The 21982-nt window shown below is 40.1% G+C and carries 23 protein-coding genes and 1 pseudogene; 15 read left to right on the top strand and 9 right to left on the bottom strand.

Annotated elements, in window-relative coordinates:
• The first annotated feature begins 92 nt into the window (after positions 1 to 92).
• Positions 93 to 1292: an MFS transporter gene (locus ACQKN3_RS19270; RefSeq protein WP_251691364.1), complete on the top strand. Its 1200-nt coding sequence runs from the start codon at positions 93 to 95 to the stop codon at positions 1290 to 1292.
• 42 nt (positions 1293 to 1334) lie between these two features.
• Here ACQKN3_RS19270 and ACQKN3_RS19265 read toward each other — a convergent pair.
• The 5 genes and pseudogenes from ACQKN3_RS19265 to ACQKN3_RS19245 all read right to left on the bottom strand — a co-directional run bounded on the left by ACQKN3_RS19265 (position 1335) and on the right by ACQKN3_RS19245 (position 5746).
• A pseudogene (locus ACQKN3_RS19265) lies at positions 1335 to 2016 on the bottom strand (LutC/YkgG family protein).
• Complete coding sequence (locus ACQKN3_RS19260; RefSeq protein ID WP_427714128.1) at positions 2013 to 3440, bottom strand: LutB/LldF family L-lactate oxidation iron-sulfur protein; 1428 nt, start codon at positions 3438 to 3440, stop codon at positions 2013 to 2015. Before ACQKN3_RS19260 ends, ACQKN3_RS19265 begins: the two are co-directional and overlap by 4 nt.
• A gap of 20 nt (positions 3441 to 3460) precedes the next feature.
• Positions 3461 to 4177, bottom strand: a complete 717-nt coding sequence (locus ACQKN3_RS19255; RefSeq protein WP_427714125.1) for a (Fe-S)-binding protein — start codon at positions 4175 to 4177, stop codon at positions 3461 to 3463.
• Positions 4178 to 4286: 109 nt separating this feature from the next.
• A complete protein-coding gene (locus ACQKN3_RS19250) occupies positions 4287 to 4991 on the bottom strand; it encodes a FadR/GntR family transcriptional regulator (protein WP_251691372.1) in 705 nt (234 codons plus the stop codon).
• Positions 4992 to 5059: 68 nt separating this feature from the next.
• Entirely contained in the window at positions 5060 to 5746 is a 687-nt protein-coding gene (locus ACQKN3_RS19245) for a histidine kinase (RefSeq protein ID WP_251691374.1), read from the bottom strand.
• Positions 5747 to 6078: 332 nt separating this feature from the next.
• Here ACQKN3_RS19245 and ACQKN3_RS19240 point away from each other — a divergent pair, with 332 nt between their 5' ends.
• From ACQKN3_RS19240 to ACQKN3_RS19190, 11 genes are all read left to right on the top strand, one after another.
• Positions 6079 to 8490 carry a Na+/H+ antiporter subunit A gene (locus tag ACQKN3_RS19240; RefSeq protein WP_427714121.1) on the top strand — a complete coding sequence of 804 codons (2412 nt, stop codon included), beginning with the start codon at positions 6079 to 6081 and terminating at the stop codon, positions 8488 to 8490.
• Positions 8477 to 8899 (top strand): Na(+)/H(+) antiporter subunit B, encoded by a 423-nt coding sequence (locus ACQKN3_RS19235; protein WP_251691378.1) that lies wholly within the window; start codon positions 8477 to 8479, stop codon positions 8897 to 8899. The genes ACQKN3_RS19240 and ACQKN3_RS19235 overlap by 14 nt, the downstream gene beginning before the upstream one ends.
• A gap of 1 nt (position 8900) precedes the next feature.
• The gene (locus tag ACQKN3_RS19230; protein WP_008407452.1) at positions 8901 to 9239 is read left to right on the top strand and encodes a Na(+)/H(+) antiporter subunit C; all 339 of its coding nucleotides are present in this window, start codon (positions 8901 to 8903) and stop codon (positions 9237 to 9239) included.
• Complete coding sequence (locus ACQKN3_RS19225; protein WP_427714118.1) at positions 9232 to 10716, top strand: Na+/H+ antiporter subunit D; 1485 nt, start codon at positions 9232 to 9234, stop codon at positions 10714 to 10716. Before ACQKN3_RS19230 ends, ACQKN3_RS19225 begins: the two co-directional genes overlap by 8 nt.
• 14 nt (positions 10717 to 10730) lie before the next feature.
• The gene (locus tag ACQKN3_RS19220; RefSeq protein WP_079523224.1) at positions 10731 to 11213 is read left to right on the top strand and encodes a Na+/H+ antiporter subunit E; all 483 of its coding nucleotides are present in this window, start codon (positions 10731 to 10733) and stop codon (positions 11211 to 11213) included.
• Positions 11210 to 11494: a Na(+)/H(+) antiporter subunit F1 gene (locus ACQKN3_RS19215; protein ID WP_008407457.1), complete on the top strand. Its 285-nt coding sequence runs from the start codon at positions 11210 to 11212 to the stop codon at positions 11492 to 11494. Before ACQKN3_RS19220 ends, ACQKN3_RS19215 begins: the two co-directional genes overlap by 4 nt.
• The gene (locus ACQKN3_RS19210) at positions 11472 to 11876 is read left to right on the top strand and encodes a Na+/H+ antiporter subunit G (protein ID WP_251691382.1); all 405 of its coding nucleotides are present in this window, start codon (positions 11472 to 11474) and stop codon (positions 11874 to 11876) included. The genes ACQKN3_RS19215 and ACQKN3_RS19210 overlap by 23 nt, the downstream gene beginning before the upstream one ends.
• 485 nt (positions 11877 to 12361) lie before the next feature.
• The gene (locus ACQKN3_RS19205) at positions 12362 to 12733 is read left to right on the top strand and encodes a GntR family transcriptional regulator (protein ID WP_427714114.1); all 372 of its coding nucleotides are present in this window, start codon (positions 12362 to 12364) and stop codon (positions 12731 to 12733) included.
• Positions 12734 to 12892 carry a hypothetical protein gene (locus tag ACQKN3_RS19200; RefSeq protein ID WP_427714111.1) on the top strand — a complete coding sequence of 53 codons (159 nt, stop codon included), beginning with the start codon at positions 12734 to 12736 and terminating at the stop codon, positions 12890 to 12892.
• 37 nt (positions 12893 to 12929) lie between these two features.
• On the top strand, positions 12930 to 13748 hold the full coding sequence (locus ACQKN3_RS19195) for a metallophosphoesterase (protein ID WP_251691386.1): 819 nt from the start codon (positions 12930 to 12932) through the stop codon (positions 13746 to 13748).
• 170 nt (positions 13749 to 13918) lie between these two features.
• Positions 13919 to 14275, top strand: a complete 357-nt coding sequence (locus ACQKN3_RS19190) for a rhodanese-like domain-containing protein (RefSeq protein WP_251691388.1) — start codon at positions 13919 to 13921, stop codon at positions 14273 to 14275.
• 194 nt (positions 14276 to 14469) lie between these two features.
• Here the strand turns inward: ACQKN3_RS19190 and ACQKN3_RS19185 are convergent, their stop codons facing one another.
• On the bottom strand, positions 14470 to 15645 hold the full coding sequence (locus ACQKN3_RS19185) for an alanyl-tRNA editing protein (RefSeq protein WP_427714107.1): 1176 nt from the start codon (positions 15643 to 15645) through the stop codon (positions 14470 to 14472).
• 133 nt (positions 15646 to 15778) lie between these two features.
• Here ACQKN3_RS19185 and ACQKN3_RS19180 point away from each other — a divergent pair, with 133 nt between their 5' ends.
• Positions 15779 to 16087, top strand: a complete 309-nt coding sequence (locus ACQKN3_RS19180) for a DUF6509 family protein (RefSeq protein WP_251691398.1) — start codon at positions 15779 to 15781, stop codon at positions 16085 to 16087.
• A gap of 36 nt (positions 16088 to 16123) precedes the next feature.
• Here the strand turns inward: ACQKN3_RS19180 and ACQKN3_RS19175 are convergent, their stop codons facing one another.
• The 3 genes from ACQKN3_RS19175 to ACQKN3_RS19165 form a co-directional block, all read right to left on the bottom strand.
• Complete coding sequence (locus ACQKN3_RS19175) at positions 16124 to 16579, bottom strand: helix-turn-helix domain-containing protein (RefSeq protein WP_427714103.1); 456 nt, start codon at positions 16577 to 16579, stop codon at positions 16124 to 16126.
• Between the two features lie 210 nt (positions 16580 to 16789).
• Entirely contained in the window at positions 16790 to 18391 is a 1602-nt protein-coding gene (locus ACQKN3_RS19170) for a gamma-glutamyltransferase family protein (protein WP_251691402.1), read from the bottom strand.
• 156 nt (positions 18392 to 18547) lie between these two features.
• Entirely contained in the window at positions 18548 to 19483 is a 936-nt protein-coding gene (locus tag ACQKN3_RS19165) for a Gfo/Idh/MocA family protein (protein WP_427714101.1), read from the bottom strand.
• Between the two features lie 295 nt (positions 19484 to 19778).
• On the opposite strand from ACQKN3_RS19165, the gene ACQKN3_RS19160 reads away from it, so the two are divergent.
• Positions 19779 to 21110 carry an FAD-dependent oxidoreductase gene (locus ACQKN3_RS19160; RefSeq protein ID WP_427714098.1) on the top strand — a complete coding sequence of 444 codons (1332 nt, stop codon included), beginning with the start codon at positions 19779 to 19781 and terminating at the stop codon, positions 21108 to 21110.
• Positions 21111 to 21706: 596 nt separating this feature from the next.
• Entirely contained in the window at positions 21707 to 21949 is a 243-nt protein-coding gene (locus ACQKN3_RS19155) for a spore protein Tlp (protein WP_251691408.1), read from the top strand.
• The last annotated feature ends 33 nt before the right edge of the window (positions 21950 to 21982 follow it).

Genomic DNA, 21982 nt, shown 5'->3' with positions numbered 1-21982 from the left:
GAGGCAAAATTGAGGGGTATTTTTATAAAATTAGCGAGTTGCTGAATTAAAAATTATGAGTAATGTATTGATAGCAGAAAGAATGTGAAAAAATGTCGACTACAACAGTAAAACAATCAAACCCTGTCTACCCAATTATGGTCTCGATAGGGGTATGTCACTTAATTAATGATACGATGCAGGCAGTTATACCGGCAATGTTCCCATTATTGGAGAGGGACTTAGGATTAACGTTTACGCAGCTTGGTATGATTTCGTTTGTCCTGAATATGGTTGCCAGCCTTCTACAGCCGGCCGTCGGATTTATGACAGATAAGAAGCCATTTCCGTATGCATTGCCGCTTGGGATGGTGAGCTCGTTTATCGGGCTGACAATGCTCATATTATCGGGCGAATACTGGATGATTTTAGTGTCGGTTCTATTCTTGGGACTTGGTTCAGCTATTTTCCACCCAGAAGGCTCACGCGTGTCGTTTATGGCGGCAGGTAATAAGCGAGGCTTGGCTCAGTCCATATATCAGGTAGGGGGCAATAGCGGACAGGCATTAGCCCCATTACTAAGCGCATTTATCATTTTGCCTTTCGGAATGTACGGCGTTTCCGTTATTCTTATTTTTACAGCAATCGGAATCTTTTTATTAACGAAAATATCGATGTGGTATAAACGTCAGCTCGAAGCGGAAAAGAGATCAAAAATTAAAAAAATGCTGATTTCATCCTTGCCTCCTTTAACGAAAAAGCAGGTTGGAATGGCTTTAATCGTACTGCTGTTCATTATATTTGCTCGTTCGTTTTACGTTACGAATATAACAAGTTTCTATGTCTTTTATTTATCAGAACAATATGGGATGAGTATTGAGCGCGGTCAGCTGTTTATCTTTATATTCATGGCAGTTGGGGTTGTAGGCACATTTTTTGGTGGTCCATTATCAGATCGCTTCGGTCGGAAAAATGTTATATTGCTTTCGGTGATCGCCCCGATTCCGTTTTGCTTGGCACTTCCGTTTGTTCCTTTGCCTGCTGTAATGGTTTTACTTATTATTATCGGACTCTTGATTATGGTTAGCTTTACAGTGACTGTTGTGTATGCACAGGAACTTGTCCCATCCAAAATCGGGACAATGGCCGGTTTAACAGTCGGTGTTGCATTTGGAATGGGAGCAATTGGCTCGGTTGTTATCGGAATCCTTATCGACAAAATGGGAATACACTTCACAATGAATGCTATATCGGTACTGACATTATTGTTGCTCGTAGCATTTTTCCTGCCGCGTGATCGAGTAGGGGAATAGGAAAATAAAAGAACTTCGGATTTTTATGTCCGAAGTTCTTTTTTAATAATCCTCCACCAAAATATACGTCATTCTCACCGGCCCGTGTACGCCGACGACTAAGTTCATTTCGATATCTGCGGAGTTGCTTGGCCCTGTAATGAAATTAACACAGGACGAGACATGTGACTGCTCTCGTAAAAACTGGGCAGCTTGTGTCATGCGGGGAACGATGCTGCTTTTCGGTATAATGGCAATAGAATTTTCAGGTAAAAATGAAAGCGTCCGGCCGACTTCCGGTGATGCTTGAAGCATAATTGTGCCGGATTCCGCTAATGTCACGTTGCTGATTACGACACCGACATTTGCCTGTTCAGCAAAATCGATACTTTCCTTACCGTTTGCAGATTGCCACTTTAAATGTTCATATTGTTCAAAAACCGATAACACATTCAATACTCTAAAACGCGGATCATTGCTGTAAATTACACGCCCACCACCGTATTCTGCAATTGTTTCATTTAATATTTCAGGCAACTGCTGCTGTGTGCATTTTTTTAATGTAGTGTGGATGTTCAAGCATTGTTCTCTCAACACTTCGATAAGTTCTTCCATCGAAGCATCCTTCAATACTTCGTGTTGAGGGAGGTGCTTCCAGTTTCGTTCCGGTTTTGTTAAAGAAGGGGGCGGACCTGCCAAGACGAGCAGCGACAGTTTGTAAAAAGGGTTCTCGATTTTGAATCACTTAGATTTGCCTCCTTTATTATGCTGTTCGAACCAGTCACGGAAACGTTCTTTTTGTACGGAAGGAAAATCACGATACGCTGTCCAGTTTTTCAGAGGACCGGGACCATTTGTAATTTTCTCGTTTTTCGTGAACGGCTTCATAACGGTTGAAGCTACTTTAGTGCCCAACTGGTAGATTGATTGCGAAGAAGTGCCCATTCCAAATGCCTGCATTAACAAACTTTCACTGATCGGGGCACGGCCTTCCCGTTCCACAATCACTTCCCTATGCTTATGAAGCAATTGGTGCAATGGAATTTTCACTGGGCATACATCCGTGCATGCACCACATAAAGTAGAAGCGTAAGGAAGCTCTTTATAATCATCATAACCACCCAATAAGGGGGATAACACGGCACCAATGGGACCTGAGTAAATAGATCCGTACGTATGTCCGCCGACATGGCGGTAAACAGGGCATGTATTAATACATGCCGCACAGCGAATACATTGTAAAATCGATTGGAATTCGCCACCTAAAATCGAGGAACGTCCATTGTCTACAATGACTAAATGGAATTCTTCGGGGCCATCGACTTCGAGAGCTTCTTTGATGCCTGTCAGCACTGTAATATAGCTCGTCAACTTCTGGCCAACCGCGCTGCGTGTCAGCATGCCGACAAGTACTTCCATTTCCTCAAATGTTGGTACTAAACGCTCCATCCCCATGACGGAAATTTGCGTTTTTGGTAATGCAGTTACTAAATCCGCATTTCCTTCATTAGTTACTAAACAAACAGAACCCGTTTCGGCAACGGCAAAATTGCATCCTGTAATACCGATATCCGCCGTTAAGTAATGATCACGTAAAACTTTGCGGGCATGCAGTGCTAGTTCTTCAGGTTGGGAGGAAGCTGTATAGCCAATTTTTTGTTCAAATACTTCCCGAATCTGATCTTTATTTTTATGAAGTGCCGGCGTCACGATATGTGAAGGGGGGTCATGGTCATCAAGCTGTAAAATATATTCGCCTAAATCGGTTTCAATTACTTCACATCCCAGTTGTTCCAAGTGTGAGTTTAAATTGATTTCTTCGGTTACCATCGATTTAGCTTTCACTATCTTTTTTGCATTTTTCTGTTGGGCAATTGTTGAAATGTATTCGGTAGCTTCTTCTGCAGTTTGTGCAAAAAACACATGGCCGCCTCGCGTTTCAACGTTTGTACTCAATTCATGTAAATAGTAATCAAGATTTTCCAATACATGCTGCCGGATTTCTTCTCCATGATTGCGCCATTCTTCCCAATCTAAAGGATCAACAGCAGCGCTCCGTCTTGTTTGAAAACGATGTTGAGCGCCTGCTACCGCACCGCGCATAAAATCATTTTCCAAGTTGGTCGAAAGACGTTCTTTAAATTTTTGCTGACTGATTTTCATCGCCATTTTGAAACACGTCCTCTCTATTAGCGGCAATTCAATATTTCTGCGATATGCATTGTTTTAATTTCAATGTTTTTCCGGTCAATCCGTCCGCCGATGTTCATGAGACATCCGGCATCAGCTCCTATTAAATAATGGACAGCAATTTGCTCGGCAGAAGCAATTTTTTCATCTACCATCTGTTCTGAGATCTGTCCCATTTTAATAGAGAATGTTCCGCCAAAACCGCAGCAATTATCTTTTAGAGGCATTTCAAGCAGTTCAAGACCGTCTACATTCTGGAGCAATGTGAGAGGAGCCTGCTGCACTTTCAATAAGCGCGTCATATGACAGGAAGGGTGATAAGTAGCCGTTCCGTTCAGTTTTGCTCCAACATCCTCAATTTTAAGTACATCGACAATAAATTGTGTCAGTTCATAAGTCTTGTCTGCGATTCGTTGTGCCTTTTCCTGCCAAAGCGGTTCATCTTTAAAAATATGAACATATTCTTTCAGCATGTATGCACAAGAACCTGATGGACAGACGATGACTTCTGCATCTTCAAAAACTCGAATTGTGTTTTTCATCGTTTCTTTAGAAGCTTTTACATAGCCGCTATTATAGGCCGGCTGACCGCAACAAGTTTGGCCTTTTGGAAAACTTACTGTACAACCTAAGCGCTCCAATAACTCAACCGTGTTTTTCCCGATATTACTTTGAATCATATCGACTAAACATGTAGCGAATAATGATATATTCATCCAATCCCCCCTGTTCCATTAAATTTACAACTTTCTGATAATTAAGTCAACAGGTCATCTGATGACTTGGGAAATTAGTATTTAAAGAGAATAATATTGTATTAAAACATTATTGGTTGAAAAGTAATGATTCGACGGTTTCAAGATGTTTTGCCATCGCCTTTTTAGCCTGTATATCATCTGCATTCACTAAAGCATTGTAAATCGCGGTATGTTCTTCGTGTAAGTTGTATAAAGCAGCATGATCTGTAGTGGATAAAATGGAACGAGTATGCTGGATTTGGCGTGCAATCGGCTTTGAAACACTTTGCAGCATTGAAACTAGTAAAGGGTTGTCCGCTGCTTCAGCAATGATTGCATGAAATTGCATATCGGCATTACTGCTTGTCTCAGGATCGATTAGAGCATGGTTCATTTTACTGAGTGCTTCTTTTAATTGTTCAAGCTGACGATTTGTTCTGCGTTTTGCCGCATTTTCGATTAATCCTAATTCCAAAATTTTTCGTACTTCAAATATTTGCTGTAAATCCTGCTGTGAAAAGGATGCGTATGTAGGAATATTTAACGAAATATCCTGGGCCGTTACTTTGCGGATATAAGTTCCTTCTCCTTGGCGGATTTCGATAATACCACGTGCCTGAAGAGCAGTTAAAGCTTCACGAATTGCAGAGCGACCAACTTCAAAGTTTTTTGCAAGCTGTTCAACGGAATCCAATTTATCACCAGGTGATATTTCCCCGATCATAATTTTCTGTTCAATAATAGCGGCTATTTGTTCATATAGTTTTTTTGTTTTGGGTACTTCAAATTTCATTTTAAAAATCCTTCCTGCTTTATAAATTCTAAAAAAAGCTGTTCCAATAACTTGGAAACAGCTTTGTATTAAGGTTTTAATGAAGTAAAGCGATCTTTAGGAAGAATTTCAGGGTTGTTAACAGTACCTTCTGTTATATCGGCCTCTAAAAGTTTCCCGTTATAATTAAACTTGAATATACCATTATCAAAGTCTGTCCCGATTTCCTTAAAGAAAATCCCTTCCAGAGCAATAATTTTAGGGCATGTAAACACGACTTTATAATAATCATTTTCCTGGATTATATAAGCACGTACACCTTTTTCGTAAACATCGATCAGTTCATCCTCAGAAGGACGCTTTACCGATACTATATGAAAATCAACGAATGGTACTTCTTTTAAGAGAACATTCAAGAAAGAACCTTTTGTGATTTCCTCCCAGCGGCTTTGAGCACTCTGACCTACGATGATTTGCGTGATATTAAAATCCATTGCGATTTCTGTAATCACTTTATGGAATGGGCGTTTTTCATTATCCTTAATAATGAATTGTTCTACTTCCAATTCATCAGTCAGTTCTTTCCACTGTTCGATATAGCCGGATTTTTCTGCATCAAATGCATCAAGTGGCTTTGAATCAACAGTCAACACATATAATGGGCAGTCAAGTAATGTAGCAAGCTTGTGTCCTCGGCGAATTAAACGCTCACCATTTTGTCCGTAATATACACAAACCAAAATACTTTCGTCTAATCGGCCTTTAACATGTTTCATTTTAGTTCGCACCTCTTTTTCTTATCCTATAATAATGAATTGAATCCGAATATATATTGAGAAATTAAGCATAATTGAGATAAAACGAAGGCTATTACAGTGCAATGCACCCATTATTATTGTATACTTATTTCTATGATGCATATTTATATTCAGTAAATTTTTTGTTATATTTTTGCTTTTCCAATTTTTATTAAATTACCCTTGTTTGAAAATATATTCCCCATATGCCACATTATTATGAAGATAGTTATATAGATAGTCAAGTGTGATTGTTCGATTGCCGAACTTTACATATTTTATTGGCTCACTCGGTTAGGAGGTTATTGCTTTTGCTTATTGCTTTTTCGATTATGCTTCCGTTTCTTGCTGCAGCATTAATCCCATTAATATACAGGAGATTTAAGAATATACATTTAGGTTGGTTCGTATTAATTGTCCCTGTTGCTTTATTTTCGCTTTTAGCTACATATATCCCTCGAATTGCCAATGGTGAAGTGTTCATAAAGACATTTGAGTGGATCCCCTCTTTCGGTATTAATATTACTACTTATTTAGACGGCTTGAGTATGATTTTCAGCTTACTCATTACTGGGGTAGGCAGTTTAGTAATACTTTACTCAATTTTCTATTTATCAACGAAAGAATCATTACACCATTTCTATTGCTATTTACTATTATTTATGGGCGCGATGTTAGGCGTCGTCTTTTCAGATAACTTAATGGTGCTTTATGTATTTTGGGAATTAACGAGCGTATCGTCATTCCTGTTAATTGCATTTTGGCATCATCGTAAAGCATCTCGTGCAGGTGCGCGTAAAGCAATGACCATTACCGTTTCTGGTGGTGTTGCGATGCTCGCTGGTTTTTTAATGTTATATGTTGCATCCGGAACGTTTAGTATTCGCGAAATTATTGCGAATTTGGATGTCGTGCAATCGAGCGTGTACTTTGTTCCGGCAATGTGTCTTGTACTTTTAGGTGCGTTTACAAAGTCAGCACAGTTCCCGTTCCATATTTGGCTGCCGGATGCGATGGAAGCACCGACACCTGTTTCCGCCTATTTACACTCTGCAACGATGGTAAAAGCAGGTATTTACTTAGTAGCTCGTACAACACCGATTTTCGGCGGGCATGAAGTATGGTTCTGGGCAGTGAGCGGGGTAGGTCTTCTAACATTATTCTGGGGTTCCTTCAATGCGGTTCGCCAGTATGATTTAAAGGCACTGCTGGCATACTCCACAATTAGTCAGCTTGGACTGATAATGTCTTTATTTGGTCTTGGTTCTGCAGCACTGCATTTTGGTTATTCAACACAATCGGTTATTTATACGCAGGCTACATTTGCTGCACTATTCCATTTAATCAACCACTCGACATTTAAAGGTGCGCTCTTTATGATGGTCGGAATTGTCGATCATGAAGTAGGAACACGCGATATTCGACGGTTAGGCGGATTGATGTCGTTAATGCCGTTTACATTTACGATTGCTGTAATCGGCAGTGCCTCAATGGCAGGTTTACCACCATTCAATGGCTTTTTAAGTAAGGAAATGTTCTTTGCAGCAACATTAAAAATTACACAGCTTGATATTTTCTCACTTGATAGCATCGGCCTTTTATTCCCGATTATCGCCTGGGTGGCCAGTGTATTTACGTTTATTTACTGTGTCATTATCGTCATGCGTACATTCTTCGGGAAAATACAGCCGGATCGTCTGGAAAAGCCGCCACATGAAGCGCCGTTTGGTATGTTAATTTCACCATTTATTTTAGTTGCCTTCGTGATTGGAATTTTTATATTCCCGAATGTTTTGGGACATTATATTTTAAGTCCGGCGATGGCAAGCATTTACCCAATGTTCCCATCTGTAGAGGAAATGACGCCTCATATCGCAGCATGGCATGGTTATATAAATACGGAGCTTATTATGACGTTTGGTGTCATTGTTGTAGGGGTTTTCTTATACCGTACATTAAAAAAATGGCGTCCTGTCTATCTGTGGATACCGCAAAGCTTTACGCTAAATGCGATTTATGAACGTGTGATTAATTCAAGTGAGAGTGTATCAGGACGTGTAACAAACCGTTATATGAACGGTAATTTAACGTATTATTTCGTTTATATCTATGTATTTTTTGTAACGCTACTGGCAGGGTATATGATTTATGCGGACGTATTCAGCTGGAATCCTTCGAAAGACTCGGTGATTGAGCCATATGAATTAGTTCTTGTATTCGTTATGATTGCGGCTGCAATTGCGATTATTTTTGCAAAGCAGCGTATTACAGTCGTGCTGTTGAATGGAGTACTCGGGTATTCTGTTGCCTTTTTCTTCGTAGTATTTAGAGCTCCTGATTTGGCGCTGACGCAGCTTGTCGTTGAATCGGTTACAACAGCACTGTTCTTACTATCATTTAAATATCTACCGAAGCTTAAAAATGAGTATATTTCGAAAAGCTGGCGTTTCGCGAAGGTGACAATTTCGGTTGCGGTCGGTGCAACTGTGACACTGATCGGATTAGCTGTAATGAATTACGATCGTTTTGAACCAATCTCGAAATACTTTGAGAACTCGTATGATCTGGCTGGCGGGAAAAATATCGTCAACACGATATTAGGCGATTTCCGTGCATTTGATACGATGCTTGAAGTAGTTGTACTTTTCATTGCAGGTCTAGGCGTCTACACACTTATTAAGCTTAAGGCGAAAAAGGGGGATGGAGACGTTGAAAGTAAATGATGTTATTTTAAAATCAGTTGTACGAGGCGTTGTTTTCATCGTCTTTACGCTTGGTATGTATTTATTTTTTGCAGGACATAATGCTCCAGGCGGAGGATTCATCGGCGGGTTAGTTCTTGGCTCGGGGATTGTCCTGTTATATTTGACATACGATATTGAAACTGTGCATAAGGGGATGCCGTTCGACTTTAAAAAAGTTGCTGCAATCGGTGTATTGCTGGCGACCGGCTCGGCCATTGCCTCGATTTTCTTTGACGTACCATTTTTAACGCAGACGGATGGCTATTATAATCTCCCGTTAATAGGAGAAAAGCATTTGTCCACTGTTACGATTTTTGAAGCAGGTGTCGCATTGACGGTTATCGGTACACTCGTAACGATTATTTTAAATATAAGTGAGGATGAATAGTATGGAATCATTAATGATTGTACTTGTCGGCATTCTAGTCGCAGTCGCTACTTATTTAATCCTCTCTCGTAGTGTCATACGCGTGATTGTCGGCACCGCCATTTTATCTCATGCCGTTCACCTATTGTTATTGACGGTCGGCGGGTTGAAGAAGGGGAGTGTGCCGTTATTAGGTCAAGCGGCCGCACCATATACCGACGCTTTGCCACAAGCATTGATCTTAACAGCAATCGTTATTAGCTTTGCTGTTACGGCATTTTTACTTGTGCTGGCTTATCGGATGTATTTAATGAACGGAACCGATGATCTAGGGGAACTTGGAGGGTCATCAGATGAATAATATAATAGTTTTACCAATGATTGTGCCGATAATAACGGCCGCATTATTAGTATTTTTAAATAATAATATTAAACTTCAGCGGGTTGTAAGTTTAATTACAATGATTTTTGTAATAGGGACTTCTGTTGTCCTGCTACAGCTTATTCAAACAGAAGGTATCATGCGTATAGACTTTAGTGGTTGGGCACCGCCGTTCGGTATTTTATTTGTCGCCGATTCATTCGCGGTACTGCTTGTTTTAACGGCAAGCATCGTTACAACGATCTGTTTAATTTATGCTTTTTCCACAATTGGCGAGCGTCATGAAAGAATGTATTTTTATCCATTTGTGTTGTTTTTACTGGCAGGTGTAAACGGTTCGTTTTTAACAGGCGATATTTTCAACTTATTCGTTTGTTTTGAAGTAATGCTTCTGGCGTCATATGTATTAGTTGCATTAGGCGGGGGAAAGATACAGCTGCGCGAGTCGATCAAGTATGTACTCATTAATGTTGTCGCATCCTGGATTTTCCTCGTTGCACTGGCGTTTATGTATGGAACGTTAAAGACGCTTAATATGGCACATATTGCACAGCGCGTTGCAGAAGCCGGTCAAGATCCGTTATTAACGGTTGTCGCACTTGTTTTCCTCATTGTTTTTGCTTTAAAAGGAGGATTGCTGCTATTCTTTTGGCTGCCTGGTTCTTACAGTGTGCCTCCAACAGCAGTACAGGCATTATTTGCTGCGCTATTAACAAAAGTCGGCATGTATGCATTATTCCGTACGTTCACGCTTATGTTCCCGTTACAGCCGGAAATTACGCATACGGCCATCGGTGTGATGGCAGGGCTGACGATTATTGCGGGATGTATGGGTGCATTTGCCGGACGCGATGTTCGGACAATTGCTACGTATAACGTCATCATTAGTGTTGGCTTTATAATGGTGGCACTTGCGATCGGAACTGAGTCAGCAATGGCAGGCGCGGTTTATTATTTAATCCACGATATGCTTGGTAAGGCGCTGCTGTTTTTACTTATTGGAACAATGGTGCTTTTAACAGGGGAAATTGTCGTGAAAAATATGAATGGGTTAATTCGAATTTATCCGGTATTTGGGTGGCTGTTCTTTATTATGATGTGTGCGCTTGTCGGAATTCCGCCGTTAAGCGGGTTTATCGGAAAAGTATTGGTCGGCCAAGGTGCTGTTGAAGCAGAGGCGTATATTTTATTGGCACTAGCATTCGGTTCGAGTATCATCGTACTCTATTCATTAATGCGTATTTTCCTTGCTTCATTTTTTGGAGAAACATCGATTAATGAAGAGGACAAGATTCGGATGCCACGCGGTGCGATGGTATCGTTTGTGCTATTGACGATTTGTATCGTTGCTTTAGGAGTTGGCGCAGAAGGGCTGGCAGTTTATGTGAATGATGCAGCCTACACATTATCCAACCCTTCCGTATACATTGATGCGATTTTAAATACGAATAAGTAAAGGAGGGTGAGCACATGTTAGGTCAATTTATTATTAATTTATTTATTGCGGCGCTATGGTTTTTGTTGAAGGATGATCCAACTGCAGACTTTACGACGTTTATGTCAGGCTTTTTAGTCGGAACATTGATTTTATATGCTATGCACAGGTTTTTCGGAACACAGTTTTACTTGCGTCGTGTACTAAAGATTATTAAGCTCATCCTCATATTTATTCGAGAGCTGCTTTCATCAAGTATTTCTGTATTAAAACAAGTGCTGGATCCACAGATGAATTTTACACCGGGCATTTTTACTTATGAAACAGAATTAAGAGGGGACTACCAAGTAACGACATTGGCCCTGTTATTAACATTGACACCGGGTTCTGTTGTAATGGAAGTCTCAGAAGATAACAGCACGTTTTATATTCATGCGATGGATATAGAAGAATCGAAAGAAACGGTACTCCGTTCAATCGGCAAGTTTGAACGTGCCATTTTGGAGGTGACACAATGATCGATTTGATTCTAAAGGCGGCACTTGTTCTATTTATGGTGGCAATCGGACTATCCCTATTTCGCGTGATAAAAGGGCCGTCATTACCTGACCGCGCAATCGCTCTTGATACGATTGGTGTAAATTTAATTTCTGCGATCGCCATCGTGTCGATTGTTTTAAAAACAAAGGCATTTTTGGAAGCCATTTTAATATTGGGTATTTTAGCATTTATCGGAACGATCGCATTCTCGAAATATATAGAAAGAGGTGTCATTGTTGAACGTAAATCAGCTGATTGAATTAATGGCGGCACTTCTTATCTTGTTTGGTGCAATTGTGAGTGTCATTAGCGCATTCGGCATGATACGTTTACCAGATGTGTATACACGCTCACACGCAGCAACGAAAAGTGCGACACTCTCTGTATTGCTTTGTTTGTTCGGCGGTTTCATTTACTTTTGGATCCATGATGGCTATGTGAGTATTCGCCTCATTTTAGGGATTATCTTCGTATTTATTACAGCCCCTGTTTCCGGGCATTTAGTATGTCGCGCGGCATATCGTTCACGCGTACCGCTAGCTGAAGGTTCTGGAGACGATGCATTAAATGAAATCCTGTTCGGCGAAGAAAATTTGCAAGTAAAAGAAGAAGTGGAAGCTACATTGAAAGAAATTAAATAATGAATGGAATAGCATTTTAAAAGTGATGGCATGTCGCTTTTAGAATGCTTTTTTTAGTGGATAAAAAATAGAGCAATGTGGATAACTTGTAGATAAAGTTCGGTACTTATCATAGGTAAAGGGACAGTTATTTATTTTTTAACTAAGCATTATTACGAGAAATTAAAATTATTCATTTTTTTATAAGAATGGGCAGGTTTAACTTAGAAAAATGTGACGATTTTTAGAACAAATGAAAATATATTCGAATATTTTTTTGGAATCTTGTTCTAAAATAGAATTCCACAATATTCTTTGTGGATAAGTATAATACAATCTGTTGAAAAATCGTGATTAAATTGTGGATAATTAACGTTAATGTGTATAACTTTGTGGATAAATAGTATATGTGGATAATATTTCTTTATTTATTGACAAATAAGCTCGTTTTTTGTATAGTGCATTACAACACTAATGTACTGGATAACTTGGAAAGGAGAATCTCATTGATTTTTAACACACAAAGTACAATGCCTATTTATATGCAAGTAGCGGAATGGATTGAAAATGAGATATTGGCGGATCGGCTGCTTCCGGAAGGAAAAGTGTATTCGCAGTATCAGCTTGCTGAAATTTTTAATATTAATCCGGCAACCGCAGGAAAAGGCCTGACAATTTTAGTAGAAAAAGAAATTTTATATAAAAAGAGAGGACTTGGAATGTTCGTAATCGGGGATGCAAAACATCGGATTTTAACAACAAGACGAAGTGACACATTGACGAAGATGGCAAAGGAAATCGTAGAAGAAGCAAAACGTTTAGGCGTGATGGATGAAGATTTGATTGAGCTGATCAAGCATATTCAAAAGGAGGTGTGAGTGAATGATTGTATGCCGCTTAGTTTATCAATAGATTTACTGAACACTTCCATGTACGAAAGCTATAATAATCCACTCAACGAATTAATTGGTAAACGGATTTTACACTTGAATGTTCCGAAACAGTTCAATATTATTGATAAAGATGGGTGGTATTAGTCGCTGCTTAAAACTCACAATGAATTGAGCGAATAAATTGAAAAAGTTATTGAAATTAATCATTTTTATAGGTGTTGTCTATCTATTTTTATATATAAATAATAATTGGCTTGTAACAACCGATTATGTACATGAATCAGAGAAAGTTCCGGAAAGCTTTGATGGTTACCGGATTACCCAAGTTACCGATTTGCATGATGCGACATTCGGGGAAAATCAGTCAAGGTTAGTGGAAAAAGTGCGGGCTACCAAACCGGATGCTATTTTCATAACGGGTGACTTAGTGGATAGTCGCCGCTATGACTTGGAAAACAGCTTGCAGGCTGTGCGCCAATTAGTCGATATTGCGGATGTTTACTATGTTCTTGGCAATCACGAGGTTGCATTGAATTTAACAGATGAAATTTATGCGGCTTTAAATGAGCTGGGTGTCCATGTGTTACCGAATGATGCGGTACAGTTGGAGCGAAACGGAGAGCACATTGTCATTGCGGGTATTGAGGACCCGTTAATGGGGAAAGAAGTGGGACAGTCGATCGATGAAGCACTGTACAATATGAATCCAGATGCATTTAAAGTGCTACTGTCGCACCGTCCTGAGGTGTTTGAAACATATGTTGAAAAGGATATTGACCTAGTGTTAACAGGACATGCACATGGTGGTCAAATTCGTCTGCCATTTATCGGCGGACTTTTTGCGCCAACTCAAGGTTTCATGCCAACATACACAGCAGGTATTTATGAACAGCAGGATACGGAAATGATTGTAAATCGGGGCTTGGGGAACAGCCTGTTTCCTTACCGGGTCTTTAATCTGCCTGAAATTTATGTCGTTGAGTTGAAAAAGGAAAGCTAGTTAGTAGTTTTCTAATATATGCTGTAGGTTTTCTAATAAACTGCAAAAAGTTCTAATATATTTCCAGACCTTCAATAAAGGGCGGAATTCCCGTTCTCACAGCGCAAAATATTCGTAAGCTTATGCAGATTATCGTAAAATAAGTGAAAATAGATTTTAGGAGTATGCAAATGGAAGGGATTATTACACTACTTGCAATGGTGGGAATTATTGCAATGATTGTGCGTTTTATGCCGAAAAAAGGCGTGAAATATATTACTACAAAAGAACTGCAGCCTTTACTGGAAGACGAGAAATATGTATTTGTGGATGTCCGGACGGAAAAAGAATATAAAGAGGCCCATATTCCTCAGTTTATTAATCGTCCGCTTGGAACGTATTTAGGAGATTTGCCGAAAGATCGTCCTGTTGTTGTCATTTGCCAAAGTGGTGCGCGCAGTAATAAAGCGTGCAAGGAACTCGTAAAGCTAGGTTATACCGATATAACAAATGTTCGCCGTGGGATGAATGGACTGCGTGCAGGATAAAATAAGAGAAGCTAATGAATGGCTCAACCCATCATTAGCTTCTTTTTCATTTATCCCGCATTAACGGGTAGTAAGACTCCAACCTCCAGGTTTAGGCAGGGCAAAGAAATAGGCGGGAGATCAACTACCCGTAAAAGCCCGATTGGTTCAACTAACAATCCGTGGGGAAAACCCCCACGGATTGAAGTTTCACTTTATCGAACTGCTTCTTTCATTGCCTCAATCAGCGCTTCAGCTGAAATGGTTTTTTCACCGCCGCCTTGGACAAGTGCATCATTTCCGCCGCCTTTACCATTAATGAGCGGTAAAGCAGTTGCAGAAATATCTTTCATCGATTTTGTTTGCTCACTGCCGCGTGCCGCAACAAATTGTAGCTTGTCTTCATTATTGGCAACGAGCAGTGCGATTGCCTCACCATTTTGCTGTGTAATAAAACGCGCCAGCTTCTGCAGGCTTTGAATCGAGCGGTTTTCAAATGTCGCTGCAGCAACTGTTTCGTTTGCTAATTCTTTTGCTTCGAATTCAAGAAGGGCATCTTGTGCTTCCGTTAAATTCTTCTCTGTTTGCTTTGCTGTTTTTGCGAATTTACGCAACGCATCAGCAGCTTCTTCTTCCGGTGCGCTCAATTGGCGTGCCACATCGCTTAAAACCTGTTTACGCATAGCCAGCTGCTGTAACACGCGATTGCCGCAGACGAAGTGTACACGAATCTGCTTCTTCATTTTTTCTGTAGCTAAAATTTTCAATAAGCCTACTTGTCCGGTAGAAGTGGGATGTGTACCACCACAGCCATTGTAGTCATAGTCAGGGATAATAACTAAACGAATATCTTCGTCGACTTTTACATCTTTCCGTAAGTTATATTGTGCTAATTCTTCTTTTGTCACCCACTTAGTTTCAATAGGACGGTTTTCCAAAATAATTTCATTAGCCCGTTTTTCCACTGCTGCCAGCTGATCTTCCGATACTTCGCCAACATTTAAATCGATTGTGACAAGCTCTGTCCCTAAGTGGAAGCTCACTGTCACCATATCGAATAATTCCACAAAGGCTGCTGTTAAAATATGTTGTCCCGCATGTTGTTGCATATGGTCGAATCGGCGCGACCAATGAAGTTTCCCGGATATTTCCCCGGAAATATTCGACACATCGGCTGCCATATAATGACGAATTTCCTCATCAACTTTCTCAACATCGATAATTTCCAATTCATTAATCCAGCCCGTATCGTGGGGTTGCCCGCCACCAGTAGGATAAAATGCCGTATTGTTTAGTACAATGAAATTTCCTGTGTCGTCTTTACCTGTTTTCACAACTTGTGCCGTAAATTCCTTCATCATTGCATCTTCGTAATAAAATAGATTTTTCAAAGTCCATCACTCCTTAGTTTCTAGTTTGTCATATGAAAACGTTGCTGTCACGGTGTAAATAATGATTGTTATTTGACGCGGGGCAATTTTCGTTTATGATAAAATAGAAGCATTTCCCGGAAGGAGCATGAATATGAATATTACGCAATTTTCAATAGAAGAAATTTTAGATCCGACAAAGATTATTGAAGGTAAGCGTTATGAGTTTTTATTAGATGTAGAAGTGGATGAGGAAGATGAACTGTATTCCGCTGCAGGATTAGAGATTCGTGTGATTGTAGGGGTAATTGACGACAATGTACGCATCGTGAACTATTTTATTATTGATAAATCTAATAATGAGTTTTTGGATTTTGCATTGGAAGAAGACGAAGAAGCGATGATATTGGAGTTTTGCAAAGAGGAATTATATGCTGATTCAAGTGAAACAGAAGCTGAATAATCGGTATAAAAAAGGTAGCGAATGCGCTACCTTTTTTTATTCAATATATTTTGTTTTTAACTGGTCTGCACCAATCCCGCCGATTACCATTAAAGCTAGCGGCAAGAAGTTTGATAGGATTTTTGGTAAGCCTTCAGGAATAATAACATCCATACCAGCAAAATGATTTAAACCCATAATAATCAGTTTTGCAACCAATAAAAATGCACCTATTAAAAATACGCTATCAAAGAACGCTTTCCATTTTGGATACGCCAATTTCTTACTATCACGAATTACTTTTTCTTTCAATTCACCATCACTCCTCAACATTTCATCAATTGTGATGCCAAACAAATCACTCATATCAATGATTACTTCAATACTCGGATAGTTCTTCCCGGTTTCCCATTTAGAAACGGATTGGCGACTAACATGGATTTTTTCGGCAAGATCCGCTTGTGACCAACCTCTTTTTTCTCGCTCTTTTTTTAATCGTTCACTAAAAATCATGTGAGTCATCCCCTTCCTTGTTTTCAGTATTGATGAAATGTACGGGTAAAGTAAAGATAGTTATAGGTGCGTAAGGCAGCAACCTCTTGTTGCCACTGCAGTTTTTGCAGTTTAATCATACATTAAGATAGTAAAAAATGAAAAAATATAAATAGGAGTATCCCGCAAAATTACTTCAACGGGATACTCCTGTTTTGTTGTAAAAACTACTTACCAAGCGGCAATTGCGCCATCTGTACGTGGCTCTGTTCCACCATACAGCACGCCTGTCTTCTGGTCCCGCCATATAATTTGACCGCGTCCGAAACTGCCGCCGTCGACTGCAACTCGGATGTCGTGGCCTTTACGTTGCAATGCATGCACTAAATAACTAGGGAAGTGCGGCTCGACTTCGACGCGCTTTTCACCGATCCATTGCCATCTGGGCATATCAAGTGCTGCTTGCGGGTTGAGTGCGAAGTCGATTGTGGATGTAACGACCTGGAAATGCCCTTGAGGCTGCATATATCCACCCATTACGCCAAATGGACCGACCGCTTCATCATCCTTTGTCAAAAATCCTGGGATAATTGTATTGAATGTTCGTTTTCCAGGCTTTAAGAAGTTTGGATGTGTTTCATCCAGTGAGAAATCATAGCCCCGGTTTTGAAGCGCTATACCTGTTTCCGGAATGACAATGCCTGAACCGAAGCCCATATAGTTACTTTGGATATACGACACCATATTGCCGTCCGCATCAGCTGTTGCCAAATACACCGTACCGCCTTTTGGAATCTCGAAAGGTTTTGGATCAATTGCTGTCTCACTGATTTCAGCAAAGCGTGACTCTCCGTAAGTGTTTGATAAAAGTGTATCGACATCGACCGGCATGTCATTTGATTCTGTGACAAACGCCTTACCGTCCGTATATGCTAGCTTCATCGCTTCAATCTGATTATGTAATGTTTGTGCATCCTGCCATTTTGACTCGGCATGCTGATAAATGTTCAGCGCCATCTGTGCAACAATACCCTGTCCATTCGGCGGAATTTCCCATACGTCATAGCCCTTGTAATGCACTTTAATCGGGTTTACCCATTCAGGTTCATAGCTTGCCAAATCTTCCTTTGAAATAAAGCCGTTATGTTTTTTCATGAAGGCATCAATTTTATCTGCGATTTCGCCCTTGTAGAAAGCCTCGCCATTTGTTTTGGCGATTTTACGCAACGTATCTCCGTGTGCTGGAGAGTTCCATACTTCGCCAATTTCCGGCATCCGTCCATCGATTGAAAATGTTTCAAACCAATGTTGGAATTCTTCGGATGTGAAATTCTTTTTATACTTTTTATAAGCCGATTGCCAGTATTGTCCGAGTGTTACGGAAATCGGATATCCTTCTTCTGCATAGGAGATGGCAGGGGCTAATACTTCGCTTAACGGCAATTTCCCAAATCGCTTTGATAAGGCTACCCATGCTGATGGTGCCCCTGGAACAGTAACGGGGATAACTCCATGCATCGGTATATAATCTAATCCTCGCTCTGTTAATGCTTCTTTGGAAATCGACTTGGCAGAAGGACCAGAAGCGTTTAACCCGTAAAGTTCATCTTTCATCCAGACGAGGGCAAATGCATCTCCGCCGATTCCGTTTGATGTAGGCTCAACAACAGTAAGTGCTGCTGCTGTCGCGATTGCTGCATCGACTGCATTGCCGCCTTTTTTTAAAATATCCAGTCCCGCCTGTGCTGCGAGCGGCTGGGATGTTGCGACCATTCCACGATTGGCGATGACTGTATTACGCTTACTTGGAAATGGATAATGTAAAAAGTCCAAAAAAAATCCCCCTTTGAATCTAATGGCCCAATAAAACGAATATTACGACTATTTTAGTACAGAAGGAGGTTCATTACAATTTAAATATTTCAGATTCCGAAATAAAAAGCTGTTTGGAAAGGGGGATTAGGCTTTCCAAACAGCTTCGAAATCATATTACTTTAACAGTTCATCAATCCAACGCTGCACTTTTAAGCCTTCCTCGAATGGTACGACAAATGCTTCTTCGCCTAAAAGGACTTTTCGACATGCATCAAGCATTGTTTCAGGGGCTTCGGCAGGGGTAATCTCCACTTCCGGCTCATAGGCTTTGCTTGTGTAGACATTAGACCAGTTTCGTAATGTTACAACTTTTTCTGTTCCGAAAATTTTAAAGTCGATGCGCTCTTCCTGTCCGATACCTGCAAGCCCGTTAATGACCATCGGGATGCCGTTTGCTGTTTTCGCTAAAGCAGATACCCCGACTTCACAAAGTGCTTGATCTTCAGGGTAAGCTGTTTCATGCGCCAAAATTTCAACATCACCGAATAAATGGTGTGTTAATTGCAAATAATGCGGGAAAATCTCCCGAATAAAGCCACCTTGCTTACGTGAAGCAATCCAAGGATTTTGCTGCCATTTACGCGGCCATTCAGGGAAATACGTATGCAGTTCAATACGGGTAATGTCACCCATATCTTTTGCAAGCTCTTGTTTCAGCTGATGGACTGCCGCACCGTACATTAACGGAAAATGCATCGCTGTTTGAACATTGGATTCATTTGCGATACGAACCATTATTTCTCCGTCTGCTGCATCATGGGCAAGCGGTTTTTCCGAGAGAATATGTAATTTGTGCTTTGCAATTTCTGCAGCAAGTGTTGCATGACTGACAGGTGGTGTGCCGATGTAAACCCAATCCGGTTTTAAATTTAATAGCGCTTGTAAATCATTCGTTGTGGGTACATTATATTTAGCCGCCAATTGTGCTGTACGTGCTTCATTCGTATCAAATATTGCGGCAATTTCATAATGTTCGTTTTGCAGTGCCTGGTTAATAATGCGTTCACCGACAACACCAGTACCGATAATGCCAATCGTTGTTTTAGTCATTAAAGATTCTCCTTTTTTTATCAATTATGCCTTGGCGTAATTGCGTCTGGATTCGGCTTTGCGCCCCGGTGCAAAGATGTCCTTATCGAATCCATGACATCCGCCGGAGGCTTTATTTCTTTCGTCCGGTGTATGCCGGACGAAAGAAATATGGGATTTTTCTGATAGTTAGTGTAACATAATTTGGGAATACATAGGATTACAAAACAGCAAGGAATGATATGCTATTAATAGAAATAATTTTCGGTGGCATTTTATTAAGAAAGAGAAAAGTGTATTGAGGAGTGGATCAAATATGAAAGTTGTAATTATAGGCGGAGACGCGGCAGGAATGAGTGCAGCAATGGAAATTGTGCGTAATAATAAGGCCGCCCACGTTGTCGTATTAGAAAAAGGCGAAGTTTATTCTTATGGACAATGCGGATTGCCCTACGTAATTAATGGAAAAGTTCCTCATGCAGAAGATTTGATTGCAAGGGATGTGGAGGAGTTCCGCTCGAAATACGGAATTGATGCACGCATTTTCCATGAAGTGACAGCAGTTGATACAAAACTCCAAAAAGTGAGTGGTATTGATGTAAACAGCAAGGAGCCATTCGAATTTATATACGATAAACTGCTCATCGCAACAGGAGCATCACCAACAATGCCGAAAATCGAAAATGCTCATTTAAAAGGGATTCATACAGTAAAAACAATTCCACAAATGAATGAACTGATGGAACAGTTGCCGAATGTGAAGCACGTTACGGTCATCGGTGGAGGTTATATTGGTCTTGAAGTTGTTGAAACAATACGGGAGCGCGGTCTGGATGTGCGTCTCATTCAACGGGGAAGCACATTAATGTCGATTCTTGATGAGCAGCTGACCGATATTATTTATGAGGAAGCAGTCAAAAATGGTGTGGAAGTTTTATTAAATGAAGATACGATAGGCTACGAAGGAACAGAATTTGTGGAGGCAGTTCGGACAAACAGTGGTGTGCATAAAACAGACCTTGTCATCGTCGCGACAGGAGTCCGTCCAAATACACATTTTGCACAAGGTTTTGCCAAGCTGGAAAATGGAGCACTTATCGTCAATGAAAAAATGGAGACTTCGATTGCTAATGTGTATTCGGCAGGGGACTGTGCATCTCATTTTAACCGTGTAAACCAGAAGGACGATTATTTACCGCTTGGGACGACAGCAAACAAACAGGGGCGAATTGCCGGGTTGAATATTGCTGGCTTTAATCAGAAGTTCGCTGGAATTGTCGGAACATCCATCTTAAAGTTTTTTGATCTGCATATAGGCATGACAGGATTAAATAATCAGGCTGCAGATCGTTTAAATGCACTTGTAGAAGCGTATGTAATGGAAGTGAATGATATTGCAAGCTACTATCCGAATGTCCAGCCGATGAAGCTTCGAATGCTTGTCGAACAGCAAAGCCGCAAGCTCGTTGGTCTCCAAATAGTAGGAAAGCACGGGGTCGATAAACGGATTGATGTATTTGCGACAGCGCTTTACAATAAAATGACCTTCGAGGAACTGTTGGACTTGGATTTAGCTTATGCACCGCCATTTAGCGGCGTGTGGGATGCGATTATGCAGGCACCAAAACGCTATGGTAAAAAAAGATAAAACATCAAAAGCTCCAGCTACTATTGGGAAATAGCTGGAGCTTTTTGCTGCTTAACTTCTTTTAGTAGCATCTTCCCACCTATATAAAAGGTTGCAAGATGGCTGGAGGAAGTGTTTATATTTGTTTAAAGTGTGTGTTATAAACACTCGCTAAATGAAGTTAAAACCTCAGGTGGATATCCAACGTTTGGATACAATTACGCTGTGACGTAATCGGCAAAGAGGTGGTTAGTCAAATTTGTTCAAATTAATTATGTATAGTTATGCGTTCATTCATGCTAGCAGCTATGACTTTCTGCAAAGGTGGAATCATGATGAAGGCTCACTACTTGTTTTGAACTTATCCATACTATAGCGCATAATTATTAGCAAAACGCCATTTTAATGAATATGTAAATAACATGTAAAATAGCTGATTATATAGCAAAACCTTTCGTATCAAGGGTTTAAAGGTGTTTTTAGTGCTTTTTGAAAATTTTTTATTGTATTTGTATAACAATAATATGACATCTGTGACGAAATAAAGAAATATTATGTTGGAATAAATAAAGTGAAGCAAAACAAACTAAACTTATCATCGAAAAGGAGGAATCATGATGAAAAACGACAGACATGATGTTTTCAACAAAGGATCGGAAAATGCGATAAGTTTAGGAAAAATGATTAACAATACAAAAGAAAATATACACGAGGCTGAAATTAGTAAAGAGTTTGCTCTTCCTGATGAACTGGAAAATATTGAAGAAAAAAATGCGCGTCGCAGAACAGCCATTGCCCAATTGGAAGAACAAATCAGAGAAAGAAAAGCAGCCAAAGCTAGAAGGGACTCATTTAAATAGCGTTTTTTTATTTTATAAATAAATAACCCATTT

Origin of the sequence: Solibacillus sp. NPDC093137 (genome assembly GCF_050280445.1) — a bacterium.
In the GTDB taxonomy this organism is placed as follows: domain Bacteria; phylum Bacillota; class Bacilli; order Bacillales_A; family Planococcaceae; genus Solibacillus; species Solibacillus isronensis_B.
The sequence above is the reverse complement of the archived record's forward strand: the minus strand, read 5'-3'. Positions and strand labels throughout refer to the sequence as shown.

Bases quoted from the DNA above. Each gene is read 5' to 3' on its own strand.
- ACQKN3_RS19270 (WP_251691364.1), top strand. From the start codon at position 93: ATGTCGACTACAACAGTAAAACAATCAAACCCTGTCTACCCAATTATG.
- ACQKN3_RS19260 (WP_427714128.1), bottom strand. From the start codon at position 3,440: ATGGCGATGAAAATCAGTCAGCAAAAATTTAAAGAACGTCTTTCGACC.
- ACQKN3_RS19255 (WP_427714125.1), bottom strand. From the start codon at position 4,177: ATGAATATATCATTATTCGCTACATGTTTAGTCGATATGATTCAAAGT.
- ACQKN3_RS19250 (WP_251691372.1), bottom strand. From the start codon at position 4,991: ATGAAATTTGAAGTACCCAAAACAAAAAAACTATATGAACAAATAGCC.
- ACQKN3_RS19245 (WP_251691374.1), bottom strand. From the start codon at position 5,746: ATGAAACATGTTAAAGGCCGATTAGACGAAAGTATTTTGGTTTGTGTA.
- ACQKN3_RS19230 (WP_008407452.1), top strand. From the start codon at position 8,901: ATGGAATCATTAATGATTGTACTTGTCGGCATTCTAGTCGCAGTCGCT.
- ACQKN3_RS19225 (WP_427714118.1), top strand. From the start codon at position 9,232: ATGAATAATATAATAGTTTTACCAATGATTGTGCCGATAATAACGGCC.
- ACQKN3_RS19220 (WP_079523224.1), top strand. From the start codon at position 10,731: ATGTTAGGTCAATTTATTATTAATTTATTTATTGCGGCGCTATGGTTT.
- ACQKN3_RS19215 (WP_008407457.1), top strand. From the start codon at position 11,210: ATGATCGATTTGATTCTAAAGGCGGCACTTGTTCTATTTATGGTGGCA.
- ACQKN3_RS19190 (WP_251691388.1), top strand. From the start codon at position 13,919: ATGGAAGGGATTATTACACTACTTGCAATGGTGGGAATTATTGCAATG.
- ACQKN3_RS19180 (WP_251691398.1), top strand. From the start codon at position 15,779: ATGAATATTACGCAATTTTCAATAGAAGAAATTTTAGATCCGACAAAG.
- ACQKN3_RS19175 (WP_427714103.1), bottom strand. From the start codon at position 16,579: ATGATTTTTAGTGAACGATTAAAAAAAGAGCGAGAAAAAAGAGGTTGG.
- ACQKN3_RS19165 (WP_427714101.1), bottom strand. From the start codon at position 19,483: ATGACTAAAACAACGATTGGCATTATCGGTACTGGTGTTGTCGGTGAA.
- ACQKN3_RS19160 (WP_427714098.1), top strand. From the start codon at position 19,779: ATGAAAGTTGTAATTATAGGCGGAGACGCGGCAGGAATGAGTGCAGCA.
- ACQKN3_RS19155 (WP_251691408.1), top strand. From the start codon at position 21,707: ATGAAAAACGACAGACATGATGTTTTCAACAAAGGATCGGAAAATGCG.